The sequence below is a fragment of the Vibrio sp. RW genome, assembly GCF_027587105.1.
GTDB classification, from domain to species: Bacteria; Pseudomonadota; Gammaproteobacteria; order Enterobacterales; family Vibrionaceae; genus Vibrio; species Vibrio toranzoniae.
The window spans coordinates 209,094-234,184 of record NZ_JAPPTM010000003.1; the positions used below are offsets into that span (position 1 = coordinate 209,094).

The 25,091-nt window shown below is 44.6% G+C and carries 22 protein-coding genes; 5 read left to right on the forward strand and 17 right to left on the reverse strand.

Going from position 1 to position 25,091, the window contains the following annotated elements:
- Positions 1 to 20 precede the first annotated feature (20 nt).
- From OCT63_RS03950 to OCT63_RS03960, 3 genes are all read right to left on the reverse strand, one after another.
- A complete protein-coding gene (locus OCT63_RS03950) occupies positions 21 to 488 on the reverse strand; it encodes an OsmC family protein (protein ID WP_269983243.1) in 468 nt (155 codons plus the stop codon).
- A 29-nt stretch (positions 489 to 517) separates the two neighbouring features.
- Positions 518 to 910 (reverse strand): GFA family protein, encoded by a 393-nt coding sequence (locus OCT63_RS03955; RefSeq protein WP_050645917.1) that lies wholly within the window; start codon positions 908 to 910, stop codon positions 518 to 520.
- A gap of 105 nt (positions 911 to 1,015) precedes the next feature.
- The gene (locus OCT63_RS03960; RefSeq protein WP_060469092.1) at positions 1,016 to 1,951 is read right to left on the reverse strand and encodes a LysR family transcriptional regulator; all 936 of its coding nucleotides are present in this window, start codon (positions 1,949 to 1,951) and stop codon (positions 1,016 to 1,018) included.
- A gap of 125 nt (positions 1,952 to 2,076) precedes the next feature.
- Between OCT63_RS03960 and OCT63_RS03965 the strand changes: the two genes are divergently transcribed.
- The 3 genes from OCT63_RS03965 (at position 2,077) to OCT63_RS03975 (ending at position 5,209) form a co-directional block, all read left to right on the forward strand.
- The gene (locus OCT63_RS03965) at positions 2,077 to 2,760 is read left to right on the forward strand and encodes an SDR family oxidoreductase (protein ID WP_269983244.1); all 684 of its coding nucleotides are present in this window, start codon (positions 2,077 to 2,079) and stop codon (positions 2,758 to 2,760) included.
- A gap of 80 nt (positions 2,761 to 2,840) precedes the next feature.
- Positions 2,841 to 4,049 (forward strand): MFS transporter, encoded by a 1,209-nt coding sequence (locus OCT63_RS03970; RefSeq protein ID WP_269983245.1) that lies wholly within the window; start codon positions 2,841 to 2,843, stop codon positions 4,047 to 4,049.
- A 71-nt stretch (positions 4,050 to 4,120) separates the two neighbouring features.
- On the forward strand, positions 4,121 to 5,209 hold the full coding sequence (locus OCT63_RS03975) for an alkene reductase (protein WP_269983246.1): 1,089 nt from the start codon (positions 4,121 to 4,123) through the stop codon (positions 5,207 to 5,209).
- A 287-nt stretch (positions 5,210 to 5,496) separates the two neighbouring features.
- Here OCT63_RS03975 and rlmJ read toward each other — a convergent pair whose 3' ends face one another.
- The 12 genes from rlmJ to OCT63_RS04035 form a co-directional block, all read right to left on the reverse strand.
- Positions 5,497 to 6,363 (reverse strand): 23S rRNA (adenine(2030)-N(6))-methyltransferase RlmJ, encoded by an 867-nt coding sequence (gene rlmJ / locus OCT63_RS03980; protein WP_269983247.1) that lies wholly within the window; start codon positions 6,361 to 6,363, stop codon positions 5,497 to 5,499.
- A 198-nt stretch (positions 6,364 to 6,561) separates the two neighbouring features.
- A complete protein-coding gene (gene secF / locus OCT63_RS03985; RefSeq protein WP_269983248.1) occupies positions 6,562 to 7,518 on the reverse strand; it encodes a protein translocase subunit SecF in 957 nt (318 codons plus the stop codon).
- Positions 7,519 to 7,520: 2 nt separating this feature from the next.
- Positions 7,521 to 9,320, reverse strand: coding sequence for a protein translocase subunit SecD (secD, locus tag OCT63_RS03990; protein WP_269983249.1), 1,800 nt, complete (start codon positions 9,318 to 9,320; stop codon positions 7,521 to 7,523).
- Positions 9,321 to 9,558: 238 nt separating this feature from the next.
- Positions 9,559 to 10,041 (reverse strand): hypothetical protein, encoded by a 483-nt coding sequence (locus OCT63_RS03995; protein ID WP_269983250.1) that lies wholly within the window; start codon positions 10,039 to 10,041, stop codon positions 9,559 to 9,561.
- A 279-nt stretch (positions 10,042 to 10,320) separates the two neighbouring features.
- Positions 10,321 to 13,083 (reverse strand): M16 family metallopeptidase, encoded by a 2,763-nt coding sequence (locus OCT63_RS04000; protein ID WP_269983251.1) that lies wholly within the window; start codon positions 13,081 to 13,083, stop codon positions 10,321 to 10,323.
- Between the two features lie 181 nt (positions 13,084 to 13,264).
- On the reverse strand, positions 13,265 to 14,113 hold the full coding sequence (locus tag OCT63_RS04005; RefSeq protein ID WP_269983252.1) for a LytR/AlgR family response regulator transcription factor: 849 nt from the start codon (positions 14,111 to 14,113) through the stop codon (positions 13,265 to 13,267).
- Between the two features lie 72 nt (positions 14,114 to 14,185).
- Entirely contained in the window at positions 14,186 to 15,220 is a 1,035-nt protein-coding gene (locus tag OCT63_RS04010; RefSeq protein WP_269983253.1) for a sensor histidine kinase, read from the reverse strand.
- Positions 15,220 to 16,512, reverse strand: coding sequence for a hypothetical protein (locus tag OCT63_RS04015; protein WP_269983254.1), 1,293 nt, complete (start codon positions 16,510 to 16,512; stop codon positions 15,220 to 15,222). Before OCT63_RS04015 ends, OCT63_RS04010 begins: the two co-directional genes overlap by 1 nt.
- A gap of 9 nt (positions 16,513 to 16,521) precedes the next feature.
- Positions 16,522 to 17,304, reverse strand: coding sequence for an outer membrane lipoprotein-sorting protein (locus OCT63_RS04020; protein WP_269983255.1), 783 nt, complete (start codon positions 17,302 to 17,304; stop codon positions 16,522 to 16,524).
- Entirely contained in the window at positions 17,297 to 18,595 is a 1,299-nt protein-coding gene (locus OCT63_RS04025; protein WP_269983256.1) for an ABC transporter permease, read from the reverse strand. Before OCT63_RS04025 ends, OCT63_RS04020 begins: the two co-directional genes overlap by 8 nt.
- Entirely contained in the window at positions 18,583 to 19,281 is a 699-nt protein-coding gene (locus OCT63_RS04030; RefSeq protein WP_269983257.1) for an ABC transporter ATP-binding protein, read from the reverse strand. The genes OCT63_RS04025 and OCT63_RS04030 overlap by 13 nt, the downstream gene beginning before the upstream one ends.
- Before the next feature lie 67 nt (positions 19,282 to 19,348).
- Positions 19,349 to 20,029 (reverse strand): hypothetical protein, encoded by a 681-nt coding sequence (locus OCT63_RS04035; RefSeq protein ID WP_269983258.1) that lies wholly within the window; start codon positions 20,027 to 20,029, stop codon positions 19,349 to 19,351.
- A gap of 396 nt (positions 20,030 to 20,425) precedes the next feature.
- Here OCT63_RS04035 and OCT63_RS04040 point away from each other — a divergent pair, with 396 nt between their 5' ends.
- A complete protein-coding gene (locus OCT63_RS04040; RefSeq protein ID WP_161685491.1) occupies positions 20,426 to 21,193 on the forward strand; it encodes an EAL domain-containing protein in 768 nt (255 codons plus the stop codon).
- 200 nt (positions 21,194 to 21,393) lie between these two features.
- Here OCT63_RS04040 and OCT63_RS04045 read toward each other — a convergent pair whose 3' ends face one another.
- Positions 21,394 to 22,293 carry a LysR family transcriptional regulator gene (locus tag OCT63_RS04045; RefSeq protein ID WP_060469110.1) on the reverse strand — a complete coding sequence of 300 codons (900 nt, stop codon included), beginning with the start codon at positions 22,291 to 22,293 and terminating at the stop codon, positions 21,394 to 21,396.
- 316 nt (positions 22,294 to 22,609) lie between these two features.
- On the opposite strand from OCT63_RS04045, the gene OCT63_RS04050 reads away from it, so the two are divergent.
- Complete coding sequence (locus tag OCT63_RS04050; protein WP_161671905.1) at positions 22,610 to 23,359, forward strand: hypothetical protein; 750 nt, start codon at positions 22,610 to 22,612, stop codon at positions 23,357 to 23,359.
- Positions 23,360 to 23,686: 327 nt separating this feature from the next.
- Here OCT63_RS04050 and OCT63_RS04055 read toward each other — a convergent pair whose 3' ends face one another.
- Positions 23,687 to 24,970, reverse strand: coding sequence for a serine hydrolase domain-containing protein (locus OCT63_RS04055; RefSeq protein ID WP_161685494.1), 1,284 nt, complete (start codon positions 24,968 to 24,970; stop codon positions 23,687 to 23,689).
- Positions 24,971 to 25,091: the final 121 nt, after the last annotated feature.

Genomic DNA, 25,091 nt, shown 5'->3' on the forward strand with positions numbered 1-25,091 from the left:
TCTATGTTAACGTGTGTTGTTTACGCTTTAGTTTCTACCACAATGTCCGTTTTTACCGAGTTCGCGATAAAGCAATTCTTGTGCGCTAAATGGTGCAGCTTATCGAGTTGAGCACGGGTTGGAACCTTGCTACCAATAAACACAATCTTAGGGCGTAGAGTCACGGTAGTAACGGACAAACGACCTGATTCATCTTCTTCAAGCACACCGACTGCATCGTCCACATAAGAGCCGATCACATACTTCTGTTTAGCCGCGATGCCCAAAAACGTCAGCATATGACAACTAGAAAGTGCTGCAATATAGGCTTCTTCTGGATCAACATTCTCGGCCACCGAAAGTGGCAATGGCACCACATGAGGCGAAGAGGAAGCATGTACGGTGACACCACCATCGAACTCCCATGTATGCCCACGGCTGTATTGATTGTCGCTAAAGGCTTCATCTTCCGCTTTTTTCCAACGAATGACAGCTCCGTATTCAGACATAATCCCTTCCCTTTATAGTGCTCAATAAATTAACGATCAGCGGGGTGATTAACACCATCGTTGGTGACCACATCACCAATATCAAAAGGGTTCACCCCTTCCAAACAACCGATATTAAAGCCATATTCATTTGGGCTTGAGCGGCGTTGATGATGGGTATAGATACCGCAGTTTGAGCAGAAGTAATGCTTAGCGGTATTGGTGTTAAATTGATAGAGCTTGAGATGCTCAGCACCTTTGATGATCTTGATACCATCAAGCGCGACAGAACCAACGATCGCGCCTCTGCGACGACAGATAGAACAATCACATCGACGCGGCTTCTCTATTCCGTTAGGTAGGCTGAGCTCTAGTTCCACTGCGCCACAATGGCAGGTGGCTTTGTGAAAAGGTTGGATAACCGTATCTCCGACGACTTTCATTTTTCTCTCCAATCACATCCTTATGTTGCTCGTATGATAACCAGTTCAATGATCCCTGTCCGTAAGCTGGTGCTGAGTTCGAGAGATCCGTCATACGTAGGTCGTCTACTCTTTGTCTGATCGCTCGACCAAACCACTAAAATTCTCAAGAAGATAATCTAAGAAGAGTCGGATACGCTTCGGCTGATATTTCTTACTGATGTACACCACATTCAAGTCGGCGCTTGATACAGAAGTCGAGGTGTTAAAGTTCTTCATGTAACCATTGAGCAGAGTCACAAGACGCTGGTTATTAATGTCATCTTGCACATCCAGCACCGATTTAAGGGCAATGCCCTCGCCTTTTAATGCCCAGTAGCGAATCACTTCACCGTCGTCTGAGAATCGCTTTGGCACAACGGTAATCGACTTCTTCATGTCGTGATCTTGGAAGTGCCATGTCTTGAGTTCTTCATTGCTGCGCAGCATCGCTAAACAATCGTGTTCGACCAAATCTTGTGGCGTCAACGGTGTTCCATACTTGGCAAGATATTCAGGCGAGGCACACAGCACACGTCGGCTTGGCGACAAACGTCTGGATATCAAACTGCTGTCGACCAACTCCCCATAACGGATCACGATATCCATGCCCGATTCCGCAATATTCGATAGGTTATCGTTCAAATACAGGTAAGGAATCACATCTGGATACTGCTGACAAAATTCCGACAAGATAGGCAGGATGTACTGCTTACCGATGTCTTTCGGCGCAGCGATCTTTAATGGGCCTTTAACCTCTTTGACACCATTCTGAATCAGATTTTCAGCCTCGCTGACATTATCTAATATCTCCAGACATGCCTTGTAATACAGCTCGCCTGAGTCAGTCAAAGACACATGTCGCGTGCTTCGATTCAACAACTTCACGCCATATCGTTCTTCAAGTGCCTGCAGCCTTGCTGTCATGGTCGCGGGTGATAAACCCAACTCTCGCCCCGCGGCAGCCAAACCTTGATGTTTCACAATACTGACGAACATCGCCATGTCTGAAAACTTATCCATGCTATTCGTGCCCTCGCCCCATTGTTCATTAAAACCGAATAATGAATTTATATTTTAGCCAATTATCAAATTTATTCGAATAAATATAATAACAACCATCAGCAGAACACTTAGGAATTCAAGACATGAACAACGAACTAGCAAACCAAGAAAAAAACACCTTCGTCATCATTGGTGGCACGTCAGGTATTGGTAAAGCATTAGCAATGCAATTGAGAAACGAAGACAACACAGTACACATTGCCAGCCGTCACACTGGTGTTGATATCAGCAATGAAAAATCGATTTGTGAATACTTCGAATCAATTGGTCCATTCGATCACTTGGTGGTCACGGCAGGCTCATCCGCTCCGGCTGGAAAAGTGACAGACGTTACTATCGACGACGCAAAGTCGGCATTCGATACCAAGTTTTGGGGCAGCCTAAACGTTGCTAAGCATGCAGCACGTTACATGAAACCTAACGGTTCGATCACGCTCACGACGGGCATGCTATCGCGCAAAGTGGTCGCTGGCACTTACGTAAAAACGGCAATCAACGCCGCACTAGAAAGCGTGACTAAGATACTGGCGAAAGAGCTATCACCGATTCGAGTCAACGCCGTCAGCCCAGGCCTAACCATGACAACTGCCTACAAAAACATGGATAACTCAGCTCGTTCAACCATGTACGACAACGCGAGAAACAACTTACCAGCAGGCAAAGTCGGAGAGGCTGAAGATATCGCAATGGGCTACCTATTCGCGATTAACAACCCATACGTAACTGGGTCAATCATCGACATCGACGGCGGCGCTCTGCTCGGCTAACCCCTTAACGACACAAAATGCAATTGTTAGGGCATGTATATAACGCCCTAACAAACAAAAATTAATATAGGTAGCTCATCATGAAACAAGAAGCCATCCATAAAGAGAAGATTCCATTCCAAGTTTGGATACTGACACTCGCAGCTTTTGCTATCGGCACAGCTGAATTCGTTATCGCCGGCATTCTTCCACAAATTGCGACATCCCTTTCGATAACAGAAGGCCAAGCAGGCTATCTAATCAGTGCTTACGCGTTAGCTATCGTTATTGGTGGGCCGATCTTAACCATCTATCTTGCACGCTTTAATAAGAAGAGGGTACTCATTGGCTTAATGGCACTGTTCATCATTGGTAATGTCTTGTCAGCCCTAGCGCCAAGCTACCCATTACTACTCGCGAGCCGTGTTATCGCTGGCTTAGTGCAAGGTCCTTTCTACGGCATCGGTGCGGTTGTCGCAACCAACTTAGTGTCGGAAAAAATGGCAGGTCGCGCCGTTGGCCAAATGTTCGCAGGCTTAACGCTCGCTAACGTTCTTGGGGTTCCCGCAGGGACTTGGGTGAGCTTGCAATTCGGTTGGCATACCACCTTCTTTACCGTAGCGGCGCTTGGCACGATTGCGATGATCTCTATCCTAATCTCAATCAAATCAACGGGGCACAGTGAAGCGAAAGACATCAAAACTCAGCTTCTGGCGTTCAAAAATCCAATGCTTCTGATCAGCTTGGCGATCACCGCGTTTGCTTGGTCTGGCTTTATGACGCTTTACGGCTACCTAGCGCCTATCGCCATGCACATCACGGGCTACGGTCAAGAATCAGTAACTTGGATCTTAGTCATTGTGGGTATTGGCTTAATCATCGGTAACACTTTGGGCGGACGCTCTTCAGATAAAAACCTTGGTAAAGCTTCAATGTTTTGGGCTGTCGCGATGATCGTTTCATTGGTTGTGGTTGGCCTAGTCCTAGACGACAAGATCCTATTTGTTGCTGCCGTATTCATCTTCGGTATTGCTTCATTCGCCAACGTTCCAGCAATGCAACTTCGAGTAATGAGCCATGGTGGTGAAGGACAAGAGCTTGCCGCCACAGCCAACATCTCGGCATTCAACTTGGCTAATGCTTTTGGGGGATTCCTTGGCGGCATGGTTCTCGACAGCCAACTAGGCGCAGGAATGATTCCGTTCGCAGCCGTTGTTGTGCCTGTAATCGGCTTGCTGCTTATCGCTAAAGCCAACCGAGCTAACAAGCCACATAGCCACTCAATTTTTTGCCCTGGGGAAAGCAGGTAACTCCGCTTGCCACCAGCACTAGACCAAAACCAAAAACTTTAAGACCACATGACTCCAACAAGGTAAACACCATGAAAAAATTATTCGAAACATCAGAACTGAAAGGCCTAGAACTGCAAAACCGTGTGGTTATGGCTCCCATGACTCGCGCACGTACTAGCCAGCCCGGAAACGTACCTAACGATATGATGGCGACTTATTACCAACAACGAGCAAGTGCAGGGCTAATCATCACCGAAGCAACGCAAATTTCGGATGACTCTCAAGGCTACTCATTCACACCCGGCGTTTATACCGATGCTCAAATTGAAGGTTGGAAATCAGTAACAACATCCGCAAAAGAACAAGGCGCTGCGATATTCTGCCAGCTATGGCATGTCGGCCGCGTGTCTCACCCAACCTTTCAAAAGGGCGAACTGCCAATTGCACCTTCAGCATTGGCACCAGTAGAAACTCAGGTTTGGATTTCTGATGAGAATGGAAACGGCAACATGGTGGATTGCATCCAACCAAGAGCGATGACCCAAGCAGACATCGATCGTGTCGTTCAAGATTTTGCGAACTCGGCGAAAAAAGCGGTAGAAGCAGGGTTTAATGGCGTCGAGATCCACGGCGGCAATGGCTACCTAATTGACCAGTTCCTAAGAACCAACTCAAACAAGCGCACCGACAACTACGGTGGCAGTCGTGAAAACCGACTTCGCTTTCTAATTGAAGTCGTGGATGCAGTCATTGAAGCGATTGGTGCTGACAAAGTAGGCGTACGTTTAGCCCCGTTCATCACCTTCAAAGACATGAACTGCCCAGACATCGTGCCAACAATTTTAGAAGCATCAAAGGCGCTGCAAGCGCGTGACATCGCTTATCTTCACCTATCAGAAGCCGACTGGGATGACGCACCTGTTATCCCTGAAAGCTTCCGTATAGAGCTAAGAGAACTGTTCTCCAACACCATCGTAGTCGCTGGCAGCTACACACCAGAACGCGCCGAAGAAGTGCTAAATAAAGGCTACGCGGATCTCGTCGCATTTGGTCGCCCATTCGTGGCAAACCCAGATCTCGTATCACGTCTACAAAACGGCAGTGAACTAGCAGAACTCGACGGCGCGACCCTATTCGGCGGCAACGAAAAAGGCTACACCGATTATCCAGCGTTGTAGTGGATTTTAAATTGATAGAACTGCCTTAGATTTTTCTTCAGGTAAAAGAAAGGCTCGCATGACTAGTGCGAGCCTAATGCAGTTTAGGGGGTAAACCGCAATCGAGTTTAATCTTAAGATTAATTATTTAACTTATGAGCCTTTATGCACCTTTGCGCATTGGTACTCTATTTTTAAATGATTCACTGCAATTAATCAATCAATAAAAGTTAGCGTTTGGTCAATTTTAACCACAAAAATAGTGGCAGTTTAGTGAACGGCGTCTAGAAATTCATCATAAATCCCATTTATAGACTTCTCATTTGCCAATAACCCTCACCATTGGTTGCGAGCTGACTATGTAAGTAATCGAGCGTATCAGCCACCTTTCCGGCCATGCCTTGTGGCGGATTAAACAGCAACAAACCACTGCCGACAAGGCGGTCATCCCCCTTAGGAGCGCGCAGTCGCAATTCCGATTTTATAGGGCTTGGTAGCAAACCATCTTTCACCGCTGTCACGCAGTGGTTCAAAATCAGTGAGCTTTTATCATCGGTGTAAAGCGGATACCAGATCAGAGCAGACACTTTCTCCGACTGCTGATACGCCTTAACCAAGGCATCAATCACTGCGAGATATTCAGCATCGGTTTCATAGGGTGGGTCGATAACAATCAGGTGATGGTTATCATGCTTAGCTACATCATCAGGCAGCGATTTAAGGCCGTCACCCGCGGTAATGGTGAGCTTGCTTGAAACATCCAACTCGCGTTGCAACTTCTCAATATTGGTTTGAAGTAAATCGGCTTCATCTTGCTGAATATCTGAAAAATAGAAGCTATCTTGGCTACGCCCTTGTTGATAGGTAATGGCCGCAGAGCCGGGATACAGCGTGAGAAGCTGATTAGGATTGTAGTATTCCAGCACCGACATAAAAGACGCGAATGATTCTGGAAGATAAGCCTTATTTCGCCATAAGTACCCAACCCCTTCGGCAAACTCGCCCGCATGATTACTTGGCGCGGTGGTTAGATCATAAGACCCTGTTCCTGAGTGTGTGTCGATAACATTGAGGCGTGAGTGTTGCTGCATTAATGATTTAACCAGAGCACTCAATACGGGGTGCTTGAGTGCATCTCCATGATCGCCTACATGACACTGATGTCGATATTCCATTCCCTTGCCTCATCTCTACTAACGTCATATAAACATACTTCATATCTTGAGGGCTTGCTTGCTCAATCTATTGTTTTTTGAAATAGCCTCTTTTGACTAACTGTTTGACTCTTATAAAAAATAAAGCCCTTCGTCTTTTTACAACGAAGGGCTTTACTGACGTTACTTGCTAACTTGTACTGCTAGAGCATAGACAACCTAAGGATACTCACCCTCAACTTCTACCGGTGCTTTTACTTGGTAGTGACAAGGTTGCAAACCAAGCAACTTAGGTAGTGTAATACCGACTGAAACGGAAGACCACGTACCGCTGACAATACCGACAACCAATGCAATTGCGAATCCTTGCAGTGCCGCGCCACCAAGCAACCAAAGCGCTGATACAGTGATTAGCGTGGTGCCTGACGTCACCATGGTGCGCGAGAAAGTCGCTTTCACCGATTCGTTAAGCAAGTTATCAGTGTCACCGTTAGGGTTGCCACGCAACATCTCACGGACACGGTCGGCGATGATGATTGAGTCATTGAGTGAGTAACCCAAAATTGCTAACACCGCCGCCAATACCGTTAGGTTGAATTCGAACTGAGTAAAGGCGAATAAGCCTAAGATAAGCGTCACGTCATAGATGATCGCGGTAAGCGCCCCCAGTGCCAAACGCCATTCAAATCGTACACTCAGGTACAGCATGATCATTAGGAAACACACCAATACTGCCAAGCCGCCTTGGTCAACCATGTCTTGACCCACTTGAGGGCCAACCACGCTGCTGTTAAGCACTTGTACTTGGTCGCTCACCGATGACAAAACATCCACTAGGTTCGGTTGTGGCGCATCCGTCAATTGGCTGTAACGCAGTGTCCAGCGGTCTTGTTCTGCCATGCCAACCACTTGCACGTCTTGTTGGAAAGCCGTATCGAGTTTTGTTTTTAACGCGTCTTTGGTTACTTGGTCAGAAAGCTGAACTTCGGCAACCACACCGCCAGTAAAGTCCAAGCCCCAGTTAAAACCTTTAACTGCCACCAGCATCACAGAGATCATGAACAGCACAATAGAAATCACAGACATCACCTTACGAAGGCGAGTCATCTTTTTATCTGAAAAATAGCGTTCTGAAATATAGCGGTCTGAATTAGTCACTTTTGTTGAAGTTCTCATGCTTAAATCCTTACATCGTGGCGTTGGTCACGCCCCCAAGCCAAATTGATGATCGCGCGTGACGCAAAAATACCTGTAAACATACTGGTTAGAAGACCCAAACCTAGGGTCAATGCAAACCCTTGAATCGGTCCATTACCAATGGTGTACAGAGCCACGGCAACAATCATGGTAGTGACGTTGGCATCGAAGATTGAAGAGAACGCGCTATCAAAGCCACGATCGATGGCACTCGCAAAGCTGCGTCCTTCTTTCATCTTGTCTCGAATACGCTCAAAGATAAGCACGTTAGTATCCACCGCCATACCGACTGTTAATACCAAACCCGCAATGCCTGGCAGGGTTAATACCGCCCCCGGTAGCATCGCAATCAAACCAAATAGAGTGGTCATGTTGACGACCAATGCAGCGTTCGCAACCCAACCAAGGCGGCGATACCATAGCGCCATAAACGTGAGAGTGAGACCAAGGCCAAGTGCCAAAGCAGCAAAGCCGTTAGTCACGTTTTCAGCACCCAGAGATGGGCCAATAGTACGCTCTTCAATGATGGTTACTGGCGCAGTCAATGAACCTGCACGAAGCAATAGAGCCAGCTCTTGTGCTTCAGCCATGCTGCCTGCACCTGTGATTCTAAAGCGGCTACCCAATTGAGATTGGATGTTCGCCACACTGATCACTTCACTGGTTTTCTCGCTGTTACCGGCTTTGTCACGGCTGTATTCGCTGTAAACAGTCGCCATTGGCTTGCCGATGTTATGGCGAGAAAACTCAGACATTTTCTTACCCCCCGCAGAATCCAGCGTGATGTTTACTTCTGCGCTGCCCATCTCACCAATGCCGCTACGAGCATCGATAATGTGTTCTCCGCTCAGTACCGCTTTGCGAGCGACCACGACACGGTTGCCATCTGTATCTTTTAGCGTTTGAGTATTGCGCGTCGCGTTGTCGTAAACAGAGTAGAACGCCAATGATGCCGTTGCACCAATCACGTCTTTCGCGGCTGCTGGGTCTTGTACACCCGGCAACTCGATACGGATACGACTTTCACCTTGGCGTTGAATCGATGCTTCCGTGATGCCTAGCTCTTCAATACGGCTACGCATGATTTGCAGATTTTGTTGAACGGTTAGGTTGCGTAGCGTTCTTTGTTCATCTTCAGATTGCGTTAACGTCAGTGACTTATCTGAACGATCACGCAGCCAATGTGGGAACTCTTCACGAATCAGCTTTTGTGCTTTTTCGAAATCGGCGTCGGTACGGAAATCAAACTGAACTTGGTTGTTGACCACTTTACCGCGTGCATAAAGCACTTTGCTGGTGATCTCGTCGACCACAGATTGCGCTTGTGCGTGGTAAACCGGTTCCATGTCTACTTCTAGCAGGAACTGCACACCACCACGTAAATCAAGGCCTAGCTGAATTGGTGCGAAGCCCATGTCAGTCAGCCATTTCGGTGCTGCTGGCTCCATCGCTAGAGCAACGGTTGCGTTGTCTAATAAGCGCTCATTAAGCACTTCTTTGGCTTTCGCTTGTTGCTCGGCATCTTCTAGGATAACCACTAAACGTTTGTCTTTTTGAAAGGCTGATTTGGCTTGGATGCCTTCACTCGCAAGGTATTGAGTTACCTGAGTAGCATCGATAGTTTGCTCAGAACGATTACTGATTTGAACCGAAGCGTTCTCGCCATACCAAGAAGGCAGAGCACTTAGAACCATGATGATGATGGTGGCAATAAGCACCACGTATTTCCACTTTGCGTAGTGGTTGATTTGTTTTCTTGGAATGCGTTTTTTCACAGTCAAGATCTCTTCTTTTTACCAATCACAGTAAATGTTCGAGCATTTTAACCAGCTAGGGTGACCAGTTATTTACTACGATTGGTATAACTAATGTTTAGCGAACATGAGCGACGACTAGCGACAACCAGAACAAGCTGATTGAACGATAGTGAGGCTAAAATTATGTGTCGCTATATTTGATTAACTGGCGAGTTCAACGGGCACAAGTGTCCATCGATACGACCAATTTGGGGCCAAACGATTAGCTAAGAAGTTCTCGGAAATGCGAGTATTGAATATTGCCCTCTTTCCAACCAGAAAGCCGGGAGGACGGAGATCTCACAATACTGGTCCAGTGTTGTTTTTGATCCAACAGAGGTGTGTTGACCAACAGAGAGGCCAGTAAAGAAGGAGGTGCGAAGTCAATCAGCAGGTGATAAACCGGCTCAAGATCAGCCGAATTTTCTTGCTCACTGGTTAATATGCGTCGGTAAGTGGTCGCTTGAAGGCTCGATTCAGTATCGTGGTAGTTGGAGCTATCACCGACGGACGTGGCGCCCAACTGAATTTTATCGCACTCTAAATAGGCTGATGGATCATCAACCGCGGCTTGCTTACATTGTTTTTCCGGAGAAGATTGTTTATTCGCAAAGGACTGCGCTTGAACAGAGTCGATTTGAAATGGCTTAGAAGGAAACGAATAGCCGTTAGAATTCACTAAGCCAAAGCTCAGTAAAAATAACATTAAGACTAATCGGGTACCTAGTTTAAGCAATGAACAACAATCCTGAATGGTAGAAACAGCGACAATATAGAACAGCTATGAAAGTTACAATTGATTTGAAATCACAACCGCCGACATTTGACACTACGCTGACAATTGTTCACCTAATTGCGCTGTGTTTGCGCATCCTGCGTCGCGAGAAAACAAAAAGCCAAATGACTTAACATTTGGCTTCGATCCAAACCCGCAGATACAGGACTGATAGATTACTTACCTGAAAAGCGATTGAGCTTAATCGGCTTAGCTTTGTGGTCTTAACAAGTTCTTCAATTTATAACTGTTATCGCCAAAAATCTCTTTCGCATACTCCGTCATGTCTTTACTAGAAATAGAATCCGTCATTCCCTGTAGATCAAACAATGCTTCAACACCATAGTCATGAATTAAGTAACGCGAAATAAACCAAGCTTGTTCAGTCGGCTTAGTTTGGAGTGGAGTGAGATCTGCCACCAGCTGCTTAGCTGCCGTTCGAGTCTCATCTTCAGAAATCCCTTTTGCCGCTTCAACAATGACCTTATCAATCGCCTGTTCAATTTTATCTGAATTTTCTGGAGCCGTTAAAGAGCCGATTAGCCAGTCATAACTAGGCTCACTGTCTTGTGCAACCGAGTACACATAAGGCGCATAATCCAAACCTAACTCTTCACGAACATAAGCGGTTAGACGGCTCGACAATACACGCTGAAGCATGTCGTCCATAAACACATCTTTTGCGGTTTTATCCCGAGCTTGCTGGGAAATGACACGCAATAAATACTGGCTGCTGTCTTCATTATTGATGGATATATCCATTCGTTCTTTCGAATCAGTACTATAAGCCACCTGATAGTCAGGAGACACAACGGCTTCTAGTGGCAATGAAGCAACATATTGACGCACAAGAGGCTTGATTTCAGCTGGATTAATATCAGCAACAATAACCAACGTATTGTCTCTTAATTTTTGAAAGAGTTGATGCTGCACGTTAAGTATATCTTGTGACGTGACAGCCTTAATATCGTCACTTTCAAGCATGATATGACGGCTGCTTGTTTGATAGCTATTGCGGTTAACCACCTGAATAAATTGCCCCACAGGTGTTTCTAGATATGCAGTACGAGATTGAGAAAATTCAGATTTCACGGCCTCAAGCTGGTCACTGTCTATTTTGGGTTCAGTTACAATGGTGTGTAGCGCAGCTAAACCTTCTGCAAGCGTCTTTTTCTTGGCGCTTATTTCTAAGCCATGATGAGTAAAGTTGATGAAGGGATAGATCTCAATGTCTTCACGTCTCAAGTGAGCAGTTAGCTCCGAACCACTAAATTTACCAACACCACTACGAATCGAAGCTTGCAGCGCAATCTCCACAGCAGGAAACAGCGAAGGATCCAACGCCGCTTTTCCACCCTCACTCGCATAGTACACCCCAACATTATTACCCGCCTCAGAGTTACGTAAGTACCACACTTCAATGCTGTTGCTTAATGTCCATTGCTTCAAATTAGGATCGTCACTCACCTGAACTTGCTTGACAATTTCTCCTTGAGACGCTGGCACACTAAACGCAGAGCTTGCAGTAACGAGCAATGGTTTGTTGCCAGTTTTCTTATAGACTCTCCTGACATCTTCTAGCTCGTCATTCATTGCCTGCAAATCTTCTTTAGACGATAAACCTAGTCCCAAAATATATGGGCTAGAAAGTAAATCATCTAAATTATCATTTACGGCTTTGAGATCCGTACTCGAAAGAAACTCTTTCAAACTCGATTTATAATCAAGCTGTGATTGAACCGTCTGGTTAATCACCAGTGCCGTCGACTTACCATCCGCATGAGCCACTGCATCCATTTTTTCCCAGTTCACTTGAATGTCATCAAGATTCGCTTGGTAGGCCTGTATTACACTCATAAACTCATTCTCACTCACGCCATGATCACGTAAAGAGGCGAGAGTAGAAATAAACTGCTGCTGACTTTGATCTCGACTATCGACAGGAAAACCTACCGTTGTAATGGAATAGCGTTGGTACTCTAATAAGTAAGGAATCGAAGCAACCCATTGCACTGGTAGCGCAGCGTCAACAAAATCAGAATTCAATCTTTGTTGGATAAGTTGCTGGGCTATTTCGTCTAACCAAAGTTGATGTTGCTGCTCATGGCTGTGTGTCACTCTTTCCCCACGATCAATGACAATCCCGATACTTGGTGACTCACTCCCTGCTACGTACGCTACAAAATCTTGAGTATTGTAGTCCGTTGATGTTTTCTTCACGGGAACCGGTGTCGTGCCTCTTTGCCAACTAGAGAAGCTTTTTTCGATCAACGGAATCACTTCTGCCAGTGTAATATCACCTGAAACAATCACCTCGGTTAGTTGAGGTTGATACCAGGTTTGATAAAAGTTCTCTAATTCTTTGGCACTCACATTAGAAACGGATTTTTTATTGCCCATGGGATCGTGGCTTTGGTAATTCGTACCCTCAACCATATGATTATAGAACTGAAACGAAAGAGGCTTATCTTTAACTCGCGAGTGTCGAAACTCCCCAAGTATCACTCCTTTCTCTTTTTTGGTCTCACTTTCGGAGAGCAGTAAACCATCACCAATATCTCTAAACCATGCCAGCGCTCTGTCCAGGTTTTCATTGTCGGGTAAATCCAACTTATAGAGCGTTTCTTGGTAAGAAGTATAAGCATTTAAGTCAGCGCCAAAGCTAGCACCAGATTGCTCAAATAGTTCTACTACATCATTACCTGAAAAATTTTTGCTGCCATTAAACGCCATATGCTCAACAAAATGGGCGTAACCTTTTTGTTGTTCGCTCTCTTGAAAAGATCCGGCGTGAACAAGCAGGCGTACTGATACGGGTTGTTCTCGGTCAGGGTACACGTGATAGGTTAGTCCGTTATCTAACTCTCCTTTGACCCAGTACGGATCGGATTTCAATAACGTTTGCTGCTGAGGCGTTGAGCTGCAACCTAGCAACGCGGTACTTAATACGACGACTAAATAGTATGCTTTCATAACGATCTCTCTAAAGTGATTTCCTTCAATATATCCGATCGATAAAATGTAATATTTTCTTATTAAATCAAACAATTAAGATTTGAGAGGCAATCGATATTGGCATGAAAATGTTTAATTTATAAATTACACGAATGAGTAAGAGTAAGTAAAAGGTAAGGTGTCATTTAAAACTCGTTTATCACATCCCTTTAAACCGGACTTGAGAGGCGCGACTAATAGGTAGCTTCTCGCCCGACACATACGCCGACATCTGACCGGAGATGCCTTTTTTTACCTTATCAATGGCGGACACTTTCACCACTACTGAACGGTGGATTTGCCAAAACTCATCTGGGTTGAGTTGGGCAATCAGCTCTTTTAGTGACACACGAAGAATAAATTCTTCTAGCGAACCGCCTTGGCCTTTCTTAAATATCGAGACGTACTTGTCTTCAGCTTTGAAGTAAGCGACATCATCAACAGAAATCAGATGAATGTCTTCCCCAATACTGGCTTTGAGCCATGTGAGGTACTTTTTCTGCGATAGATAAGGAGGCTGCGTTTGCTGTGACGTCGATTGGGATAACTGCTGAAGCTGATTCATTAATGCCGCGATATCGGGCTGTAATGATGTGTTATCTGATGTCGCTTGGTTGCTCGACAAGCGCGCTTGAACCTTCTGACATGTGGCAAGTAAACGCTCTTCATTGATCGGTTTAAGCAGGTAATCCATCGCATTGTGCTCAAAGGCTTTAACCGCGTATTCGTCGTAAGCCGTAATGAAAACCACCAATGGCGGCGAAACTAACTTGTTCAGTTTTTTCGCCAACGAGATACCATCGAGCTCTGGCATACGAATATCGAGAAAGGCCACATCAGGCTTAAGCTGCTGAATGCTCTGCATCGCCTCCAAACCGTTTTGTGCCTTGCTGACGATCTCAAGTTCCGGCCAAACTTCAGCCAAGCTGTTGTCTAAGTGGTGTCTTAACAGTGCTTCATCGTCTGCGATAATCGCCGTTACGCTTGGCTTTAATACTGGGTTGTTCATGGTTAGTCCTTTAAATTCACACTGTAAATCGTCTGTCTTTCGTCATTGGTCTATGCTTTCTGATTTGTAATTCTAGGCAGTTGCGTCAGTCAACGGTAATAAGATCGTCGAGACTACCCCGCCTTCAGCTTGTTCAGTGATCGTTAGGCTCGCCTTATCACCATACAGGGTTTCGATCCTTTGACGAATATTGCTTAACCCAACACCGTGACCAGTATTCGCAGAAGTCGTTTTCAGCCCAGCGCCGTTATCAGCCACTTCAATCTTCAACTGTTCGGCTTGTTGGGTAATACGGATATTCACTTGGCCACCTGCGGCTTTTGGTTCGATACCGTGTGTGAGCGCATTCTCCACCAAAGGTTGAATCAAGAATGGCGGAATCACTTGCTGCTCGCTGATGTCGTGTGTCTCAATCGAGAACGCTAAGCGCTCATCCAAGCGTATCTTTTGAATATTAAGATAAGCGTCCAACAAATCGACCTCTTGTGCGATGGTCGATTGCTCAGTGCGGCTGTTTTTCAGAGTCACACGCAACAAGTCAGTCAGCTTTTCGAGCATCAGTTTGGCTTTAGTGCTATCACTCTCAATCAGCACATTGATGGTCGCCAGCGTGTTAAACAAGAAGTGCGGTTCAATTTGGCTTTGTAGCTGCTTAAGCTGACTCAATACCACCACCTTCTCTTGATCGGCCTGGCGACGCTTGGCTACTTCCAGCTCATTATCGGCACGTAACTGCTGCTCTCTTGAGTAGAAATAGTAAAAGCAAACCGAGCAGAAGATAACGCCCAATAGCACCACAGATTTAAGATCAGAGATATTAGAGCCAAAGAATCCATTCAACCAATAGTATGCATTCAAGGTACCAAAAGTCATCGCGACCACCATAGAGATACCTACATCAAACACCTTAGATTTCCTCTTCAACACCTCAACCAAAATAAAAGAGGATCCCACCGCGCTATAACCGAAACCAAAACTGATCGCGAGATTGACCACAAGGTCACCGCCCCAAATTGTCTGTGTGGTAATGGCGATGACGAAACAAAACAGAGTGGTTATCATGAAGCTTTTAATCCATGGAAACTGACTATTTGAAAAAGTGTTCATTAAAAGCGTCCTTTGATATTTAAAATAATCATATGACTATCAGGTAAGTTGGCATAAGCAGAATCACTTTTACCAGCAAGAAAGCGTGCAGCAAGTTCCAAATTCAACGATGAATCACCATTATCTAAAGCCTGGTAATTGATCCACTGAGTCGCAATAAAACCGCCATCTTGTGGCGATAACATCACATCGAATGTCGGCGTGATATCTTCAAACCAGCCATATGTCGAATCCAAAGACCAGTGGAACATGATGTTGTGTCGAACCAAATTAGCGTGCTGATAGCCTTGCGCATAAGAACCTGCCAACGAAGCTGTCATCGGATTAACCGACAAAGACTCTGCACTTTCTATCGCGCTTTGCCACTCTGAATTGCTCCAAGCGCGACTATCAAGCCAGTATTCCAATACCAGATTATGCCCGGTATCATTCGCCCATGTTAATCCGGCTAACGCTTGATAGGCCTCGCCCTGCTCTTCGAGGTAAACAGGTTTAAGCATTGAATCAGGCTGGCTGTAGCCAAGGCTTTGTCGTTGATAGACCACCGAACCATGAAACTCCCACGCGAGGTTTAATACCGAAACCAAACTCGCCCCAAGTAAGCCGTGGCGTACATCGTCATAATAAGCGACCCATTGATATTCGTGATCGCCCACTAGATTGTAACGACGTACCCCAAACCCTTGTTGCTGATTCTGCTTTTCGAATCCATTCACGTCCTGAGAAGTCCACGAAGAATCACTGTAAAGCAGTGTCCATTCTCCTGTCATATCGAACAGCGACGCCGAGGCCACTCCCGCGCCCTCTTCTGCGACAATGCCCACCGGGTTTTGTCGATAAGGCTTGATGATGTCTAACGGTCGGTAACCATAACCCACGCCCCAATCAAGGCGAACCTTACCGAGCGTGACATCGAGGTAGTGATCACCAACGAGTGAATTGGACAGTTCAATCCCACCTTGCCAGAACAACTCACGCACAATGAATTCCGATTCAAAGCTCGCGTCTTGTTCTTGGGGGTTGTTGCTTAGAATATCGTTGGCTTTCACTGCGAACAGACCAAGCCAATTGTTATATCCAACCTCTAGATCCAGCAAGCCATTGAATGACTGACGATTATCAGAGGGTAACGGGCTGAATGGCGACTCTCTCGATTCAACGGCTTCTGCACTCAGTTGCCAGTCCCACGCCAAGCTCAGGTCATCCGCTTGAATCGTGTTACTCACACAAGACAAGGCAAGTAAAGTAGCGATTGAAGACTTGATGTGGAATCGGCGATTGAAAACGTTCATGGCACCCACCTAAAGCCCAGACACACTATTACGTGATAAGTAAGCAGGGTTGTAGTACTTCTCTGCCAAGCTTTGTTCGCTCACTTCGCGGTACTCAATTACAGTTTTTTTACTTGGTTGAATCTTATCGAACAAGGTCATCGACACTACTGTTGGTAAGCCATCTCGCACGCCTTCAGTAAACCACGCTTGCTTGGCTAGTTTTCCTGAACGCAAATACAAATCCGCTTTAACTGGAAATGCACGGTCAGCTGTTAACCACAGATCAATCGATTGATAACTCGCGCCCTTGGTTTTCGCTGCTAGCTTTAGGTGGTGAGTATCGATTGTCTCGCCAGTCGGCATCTCAACGTGTTGTTCGGCAACCCACTCACCTTGGTAATCTTCGCTCCATGTCAGCGTCGAGATATCCCCTACCGAAGCTTCACCCAACAGTTTTTGCATCGGGGTGATACGAATTGGTCGACGAGATTTCGGCATCAGTAGCCAATAATTATCTTCAATCATCAGCATCTTTTGACCTGCTTCAACAGCTGATTTAAAGACCACTAATGACTCTCGATTTGGTCTTGTGTAGACGTTGTATTCACGGGTTTTGTCGAGTTGCTCGTCTTGATATAGAGCGACCAGAGAGACCACTTTCGACGCTTGTGCACTGTTCAAGCGGTAGCTATCTGCCTTAGCAATCATCTCAGTAACTTGCTGTGAATCGATGGCCCAGCTTGGCGACGATGCTAGAGCCAAAGCCCAAATAGAGCCTAAAATAGTGAGTGAACGAGTAAATTTACACATAAACTAGCGCCTCCGTGATTGGCTTATTTACGCCTTTGCGAGCAGAGAAGTAAGCAGCCAGCAAACATATCGTCAGCACACCTAAGGTGGCGTAACCAACCAATTCCAATGAGAAATAAATATTGAGTGGATAACCTTCGGTTCTTCCCGGAGGTGGTGGCATTTGCACATCAATCACTAGCAATAACACCGACACTAAGCCACTCACTAGCACACCTATCGCACTGCCAATCACAGCCAGTAAGCCCGCCTCTTTTAAAAAGCCTGCAACGATTTCAGAGGGGTAACTGCCGAGTGCCGATAAAGTGCCGATTTCACGAGTGCGTTCCGTAACCGACATGGTCATGGTGTTGAACAGCGATACGAAAACCACCAATGCCATCACCGCGCCCATGATGCCGAAGATACGGTCGTAAAGGTCTTTAACCTTGGTGTAGAAAAACGCGCGATCTTGCCATGGGGTGATCTCGATCTCTGTACCTTGATCACTTTGGCTCGCGCTATTTCGATCTAAAGCAGTTTGGATACGCTGTTGAACGGTCGAGGTCTTGCTAGTTTCGAAAAGAAATACCGACAAGGTGCTCACTTTGTCTGAAGCTAGAAGCTCTTGCGCTGTAGTGATGTGTACATACAGCTGACGCTTGTCCAACTCAGGCACGCCTGTCGAGTAAATACCCTGCACCTTAAAATCAAAAGCATTCAATGCGCCATCACTTGTGGTCGCGAGCAGTGTCACCCAATCACCAACCGCAACTTTAAGGTTACGAGCAAGGTCAGTTCCCAGCATCACTTGTGGTTCTTGGCTGTCGTATCTTGGTGATTTCACATCTGAAAGAGTCTGACCGTTGCGCACATCAAGGAAAGGACCTTTCATATCGAACTCACGCTCATTCACGCCCGTTCCCATAAAAATGGTCGACTTACTGCCGTTAGACACCAAGCCGCTGAAGTAGACTCGCGGCTGCACACCACGCACATCACTGTCGCCAATGATGCTCTTTGTGAGCGCTTGAACGTTATCCAGACCATTGCTCAGCGGCATGTCTTCATCTTGTTCAAAATAACCCGGCGTGCTCAAGGTGAGATGACCAGTATCGCGCGCGGTCGATTCCCTTAAGGATTCGTAGGTGTAAAGCCCATAACCACCCGCACTGGTGAGTGCAAATACGGCAATCGCGATGATCAACACCGACAACAAACTGCGTCGACCATTTCTTAATAGATTAAGCCACGCCAAACGTACCGAGGTTGGAAGCAAAAACGTGCTCATTCTTTGTGTTAACTTGCCCATGATATAGCCTCCGTTGCTGTGGCTTGTGGTGCCAGTTGTCCATCGATAAGTTCAATTACGCGATCACAACGCTGAGCCATTCTTGGGTCATGCGTTGCGACAATAAAGGTGGTGCCCATCTCATGACCGAGCTCTTTCATAATGTCGATCACAAGGTTGGCAGTATGGCTGTCTAAGCTGGCAGTCGGCTCATCGGCAATCACTAGGCTTGGGTTATGGATTAACGCTCTGGCAATCGCGACACGTTGTTGCTGGCCACCTGAAAGATTGTCTGGGCGGTGATGAACGTAATCTCCTAGCCCAACACGCTCTAACATATCTTGCGCTCTACTCTGTTGCTCTTGTTTCGAACATAGGTTCAACATCAATGGATAAGCGACGTTCTCAAGCGCTGTCATCACAGGAACCAGATTGAAACGCTGAAATACAAAACCCAACGACTGACGACGAAAGCGCGCAGCGGCAATCTGCTCTGTTGGATACGCTTTGCCATCAATGTTTATCTCGCCTTGATAGTCCATATCCAACAAACCAAGGATGTTCAACAGTGTGCTTTTCCCTGAACCCGACGGGCCACACAAAGCGACCATTTCACCGCGTTTGATTTGGCCATCGACTCCGTTTAGTGCATCAACACGTTGACCGCCCGTGACATATGCTTTGCCGATATCTTTAAATTCAATCATTCCGTTGTCCTCTGATTACCCATCCACTCTCAAGCTCTCGCAAGCCGCAATTGAATTTTCGCTGCTGTTACTTGGCTTTCGCTATTAGGGCCTTCGCCGTCATAGTTTCGATATTGCCAGCATCGGCCGTTTCCATTTGTTCTAGCCACGCTTGTGCTTGATTGAAGTCTTCAGCACGAATCGATGCGGTAATGGCATAACGGTAAATCCACGAAGTCGCAGCGAAATGTTGTTGTTGGAAAGCGTCTTCCGCCAGTAGCGAAAGGAACAGGTCATAACCACGATCGAAATGGTTAAACATGTCGGGTAGAGAGGTGTAAGTCACCGCAGCCATGGCGCGAGTCAGGTAAGAATCTGGCAGCCCTTGAACGCGAGGTTGCTCATGAATTGGTTGGTCTTCGTCTTTCAGCAGCACCAATGATTTATCAATGGTCGATAAGCCTTTTTCGACATACTTCATCTTGTTCCAAGGCAAGAACGCATCACGGCCCATTAAAGTCTCTGTACTTCCTAAGTAAACCAAAGTCAGTGGCGTCGCGCCGTCTTGTTGCAGCGTGTCGTTAAGACGTTCATAAGCCACGTCGACCATGTCTTCATTGCCTTGCACCGCTTGGTTATAGATATCAAGCACATCTGAACTCGGGTTCGCCAAAGCTAACGACGGTGCAAACGAAACAAGCGCAATCAGTAACGAACGCTTAAGCAGAGAATTGGTAGAGCTTGAAGTAAATGAGTATGAAGTAGTCATGATTTCTAATCCCTTTCAAATGTTGACGTTGAAAGGTTAACTAGAATTTGTCATGCAGTTTTATCAATGCGACGAATGGTAATAATGAGGAGTGGATGGTTGAGTGGAGGTGTGAGTCGTAGGAGCTGCAAACAAAAAGTACGAGTAGGAGAGGATAAAATGGACGGCTCAAAACACAATATGACATTTTACAATTAAAGCTTTGATCAGAGCTGACTCATTTCTGCGCCAAAGTAAACCAGAGGGCGATTGACCCCCATATTGCATTATATGTAAATTTTTCAGTTGGTTAGGTAGAATACTTGAGATATGCTGAATGTATAAACTCGTGCTCGCTCGATACTAAAATGTTATATTTGCTCTTAATTTAGCGTTATATTTGTTAAGGATATAGAAATGAAAGAAGAACCTATAATTTATGACAGATTGTCATGTGATAATTGTTCTGATAAAAGTAAACTTGACTTCGACTTCACAATGGCTTTTCAGCCAATTATCAACTGCAAAACGAATAAAATTTATGGGTATGAAGCTTTGGTTCGAGGTTTAAACAATGAATCAGCATTTTCAATAATATCTAAAGTAAATGATGATAATCGTTATTTGTTTGATCAACTATGTCGAGTTAAGGCGATAGCACTTGCATCCGAATTAAAAATGGATTCAATACTTAGTATTAACTTTCTACCAAATGCTATATACAAACCCGAACGTTGTATTCGAACAACATTAGATGCGGCCAATAAATATAATTTCCCAATTAATAAAATAATGTTTGAGTTTACAGAAGTTGAAAAAATTGAAGATGTTAATTTAATTGAAAGTATAGTTGAGTATTACAGTAAATTAGGATTTAAGACAGCAATTGATGATTTTGGCTCTGGTTACGCAGGCTTAGGATTGTTAGCTGAATTTCAGACCAGTATAGTAAAGTTTGATATGGAACTCATTCGTAATATTGATAAAGATCACGCTCGCCAATCAATAGTAAAAAACTGCTTAAATATATTTCGTGATTTAAAAATAACCCCTTTAGCTGAGGGTGTTGAAACTAAAGAAGAATTCACCTGCTTGCGAGATTTTGGCATTGAATTAATGCAAGGGTATTTATTTGCTAAACCAGGCTTTGAAAGTCTGCCAAATGTAGATTTCAGTAAATTTTAATTTAGTGTATATATTCGGTAAATATAACAAGTCATTCAAGTAAGGGTGCTAAAAGTTTGCTCAGTTCCGCTCCGCGGTATGTAATATTAACCTACGGAATTTTATATTTAAAAATTTCCTAAACGAGTTCATAATAGTTAGCTCATCAAGATAAGTACTTCTATTGCCTTATGAACTCATCTCAATAAAATGTCCGTTTTTCAGTATACTGATTTATTTATGTAATAATCCGCAACTTTGATGATCGATTTTTTTACCTGAGCAATCTGTTTTGAATGTGGACACCAAAGGGATATGGGAATCATTATTTCTTGTTTGATCTCGTCACATTTTACCTCTACCAAGTTTTCAGTCTCATATTCAGACTCAATGATAGACTTAGGTAAAAGAGCCCAGCCAAAATTATCTTGGACAAGCTTAACAATGACAGCCAGTTGATCAACATATTCATGTTTCGAAGAAACAACAGCCTTCTCCGTCATGTTATCGTCGACCATAGATTTCAGTACAAACTGGCGTAAAGATTTCATCGTTGAGAGTGTCTCGTTTGTTGGCTTAGCAGATAGTTCACTTTCTGCATGAGCAAACGGAACAAAAGGCATATTCCCCAAAAAAGTAAAATCAATACTATTAATCACTTTGCTTTCATATATGTTCACAATCCCAAAATGAATACTTCCGTCTTCAATTCCTGCTTTTATTTCTGGTTTCGTTCTGACCAAAAAATTAACGCTCATGGATGGGAAATCTTCATAAAGCTGTCGACGAATTTTAGAAACAACGTGATGAGGTAAAAAGCTCGCATAAGCAATCGTCACCGACTCTAACCCGCCAAATGAAAGACTCAATGCAAATCTATCAAGCGTTTTTGCCTGCTCTAGTATTTGCTTTGCGTAATGATAAAGGAGTACTGCATCTTCAGTGGGTTCGACACTGCGGCTCAACCTATCGAATAAGGTGATCGCTAACTGGTCTTCTAAACTCGTGATGACTTGTGCAACCGTTGTTCGGTGCTTGTTTAATTTTATCGCCGCTTTACTAAAAGCTTGTTGTTCATATACCGCAACGAAAGTATTTAATTGTTCAAGACTAAAGTTCATGTTATGCCCTGCGAGCCCTCATATTCGATAATAAATCTTACCACCAGAATCTATATTAACCAATACAGCGTCTGTTTCTCTTATCAAACAACACATTTCTATCAACATGCTCTAACTTCAATTCTAGATATCTTCCAAAATACACTTTACTAATATATTTTTTACCATGAGAAACCGCTCTCACCCCCTTTCCCGACGCTGTTTGGATGACAATGATGGTTTAAGCCCATCGCTAGCGAGTTAATGAGTCTAAAAACCTTATGTAAAGTTGCGTCATTGCTTCAGCAACTTAACTTAAATAATTCAGGAACTCCCCATGACTACACTCAAAATGACCGCTTTGTCTACGGCTTTACTTGCTACCATTTCTATTTCAGCATTTGCTGATGACACTCAAAAAGTTGACCCGTCCGATATGACTCGCGCTAGTACTAATATGTATGTGGCAACCAACAACATAGGTGATCTAAAGCTATCGGGCGCTCTATCATATACTTATGACAATGGGCAGATGTCTATGGTCACATTGGAAGGCTCAATGGATAATGAAGGTAAATATAAAGACAGCCGAGCTCAATACTTCCATGTGTTCAACGTAAATAATGCCATCACACCTCGTGTAGCTGCATCATTAGATATCATTGATAGCGCAAGTTTTACTACTGCTGCAGTCGGTGGTGTTGCTATTTTTAGAACTCCAATAGACTCTCTGACCTTTTTTGGCCGCGCAGCAGTGATGGGCGGTGAATATTCAGACAGCACAACTAGTGCCTTCGGTGTGACAGACAATAGCATCGTAGGTGGTATGGCTGCTGCTTATGCAGTTTGGAAGCCGGGCGCCGATGGTACTTACTTTGCAGCCTACCCAGAATTTACGTACATGGATGGTGATATTGAAACGAGTACTGTTAAAACCACCCTACTCGCAGCAACTCCTTTTTCGGCAGACAAAACACGTTGGGGGCAAGTCAAGGTTGAAAATACTTATGGAAGCATGGAATCAACCAATCAAAAACTAGACATTGACGACACCGTGGTTTGGTTCCAATACAAAGTATTCTTCTAAAGCGACCAAAATCCACAATACGTTCAAAGGCGAATCGAGAGATTCGCCTTTTTTAGTTTTGTTTTCCTTAAACTCTTTCACTCTTCTTTATCAAAATAGCCACGATTTACTATTCAGTTCGGCCTTACCACAAGCGATAATGGATCGCTCTGTAGATGAATGACCTAAAGATATCGTGATACTTAATCACGCACTCACAGGGAATCAATAACCAAGCTCAACAAACAAAACGCCAGTCAGGCGACTGGCGTTAGAAAAAAATAAAACTTATTCAATGTACAAACCTATCAATGATTGGCCACATTAGGTGGCAATCACCGTACATAATTAGCGGCTAAAATATTTAGCAATCTCACGAGCATAAGTTTCTTCTTGGTTTTTACCGTTACTGGTTGAAAAGAAAGATATAACTAAGTCTTTTTCTGGTGAAATATACATACCTTGACCGCCAACACCTGCCTTGAATAAATCGCCGTCCTCAAAGATTGCATCAAATTGATAACCATTTTTGATGTTTGTGTCGTTGTAGAAAGAGTTTTCCATCATCTTACCCACATAACCACCACCGTAAGCTTCTGGTTTACCAGAGTCTTGAATTAACGTAATGACTTCTTTGCTAACACCACCATTGCCCAACTTTGTGGCTGACGGAGTAAGTAACATACCGAATTTAGTCATATCTTCAATTGTGGTATTCATTGAGAAAAACATTAAAGGGTATCCCCCTTGTGGAGAAACAACAGTATAAGCGTCATTATTGGCCCCCATCTTCTGCCACATATCACGACTGACAATCTCATTCATGGGTAAGTTACGAACGTTCTCAATAAGTCGTGCTAGAACAAACGTATTAATTGAATTGTATTCGAATGTTTTTCCGCCCGGTGCTCTTCGCTTCATTTCAGCCAGCACTTCAAGTGGGCTTTGGTTGCCTTCACCTTCAAACACACCAATGGAAACCGCCCATTTAAACCAAGGTTGTTCTGGATTTATACGTGAGTCAGCCTCTGGCTCATCGTGCTCTGTTGCGTTCAAGCCTGTCGCCATATTTGCAGTATCAGAAACGGATACGGTATCCCAGTCAGATCCCTTTAATTCAGGAATGTATTTAGAAATAGGATCACTCGGGTTAACTTTCCCCTCGTTGACCAATTTAGCCAGCTCGATACCTACTGTGATTTTTGAATTTGAAAACCAATTATGCTTGTCTGTTTTTCGCATCGTGTTGTAACGCTCAAAGACAACCTCTCCACTCTTAACAACAAGAAAAGCATCGACAGGGTAGGAATCTAGGTGTTCATTTAGAGTTTTACTCTCACCGTGTACAGTCGCTGATATTTCACCAATATTTTGATCAATTTGATATGGGAATTGATAAACAGGTCCATCACGTTCAATTTGAGCGGTAGGGTAGAAACGACTTAGGTTCTGCCAAGCAAACTTGGATTGCTCGATAGGAAACTGAAGCTTAACTCGATTGCCTTTTTTCAAGAAAAAGTCATGAGTGTTGTAAACATCTGTATTTGTAGATAATTCATTAACGCTCTCATTGGCAAACGCTGAGCTTGCAGATAGAGCCGTTACTATGGATATAGCGATTAGGTTTTTCATATTGGTTTTCCTATGGGTATATAAGTGCTGTAGGGCGAACTGAATGCAAAATCTGCGAGCCAGTTGCCTGTATAAATACAGACACGGTATAAGGAAAACGGAATAACGCCTCATCGCCTCC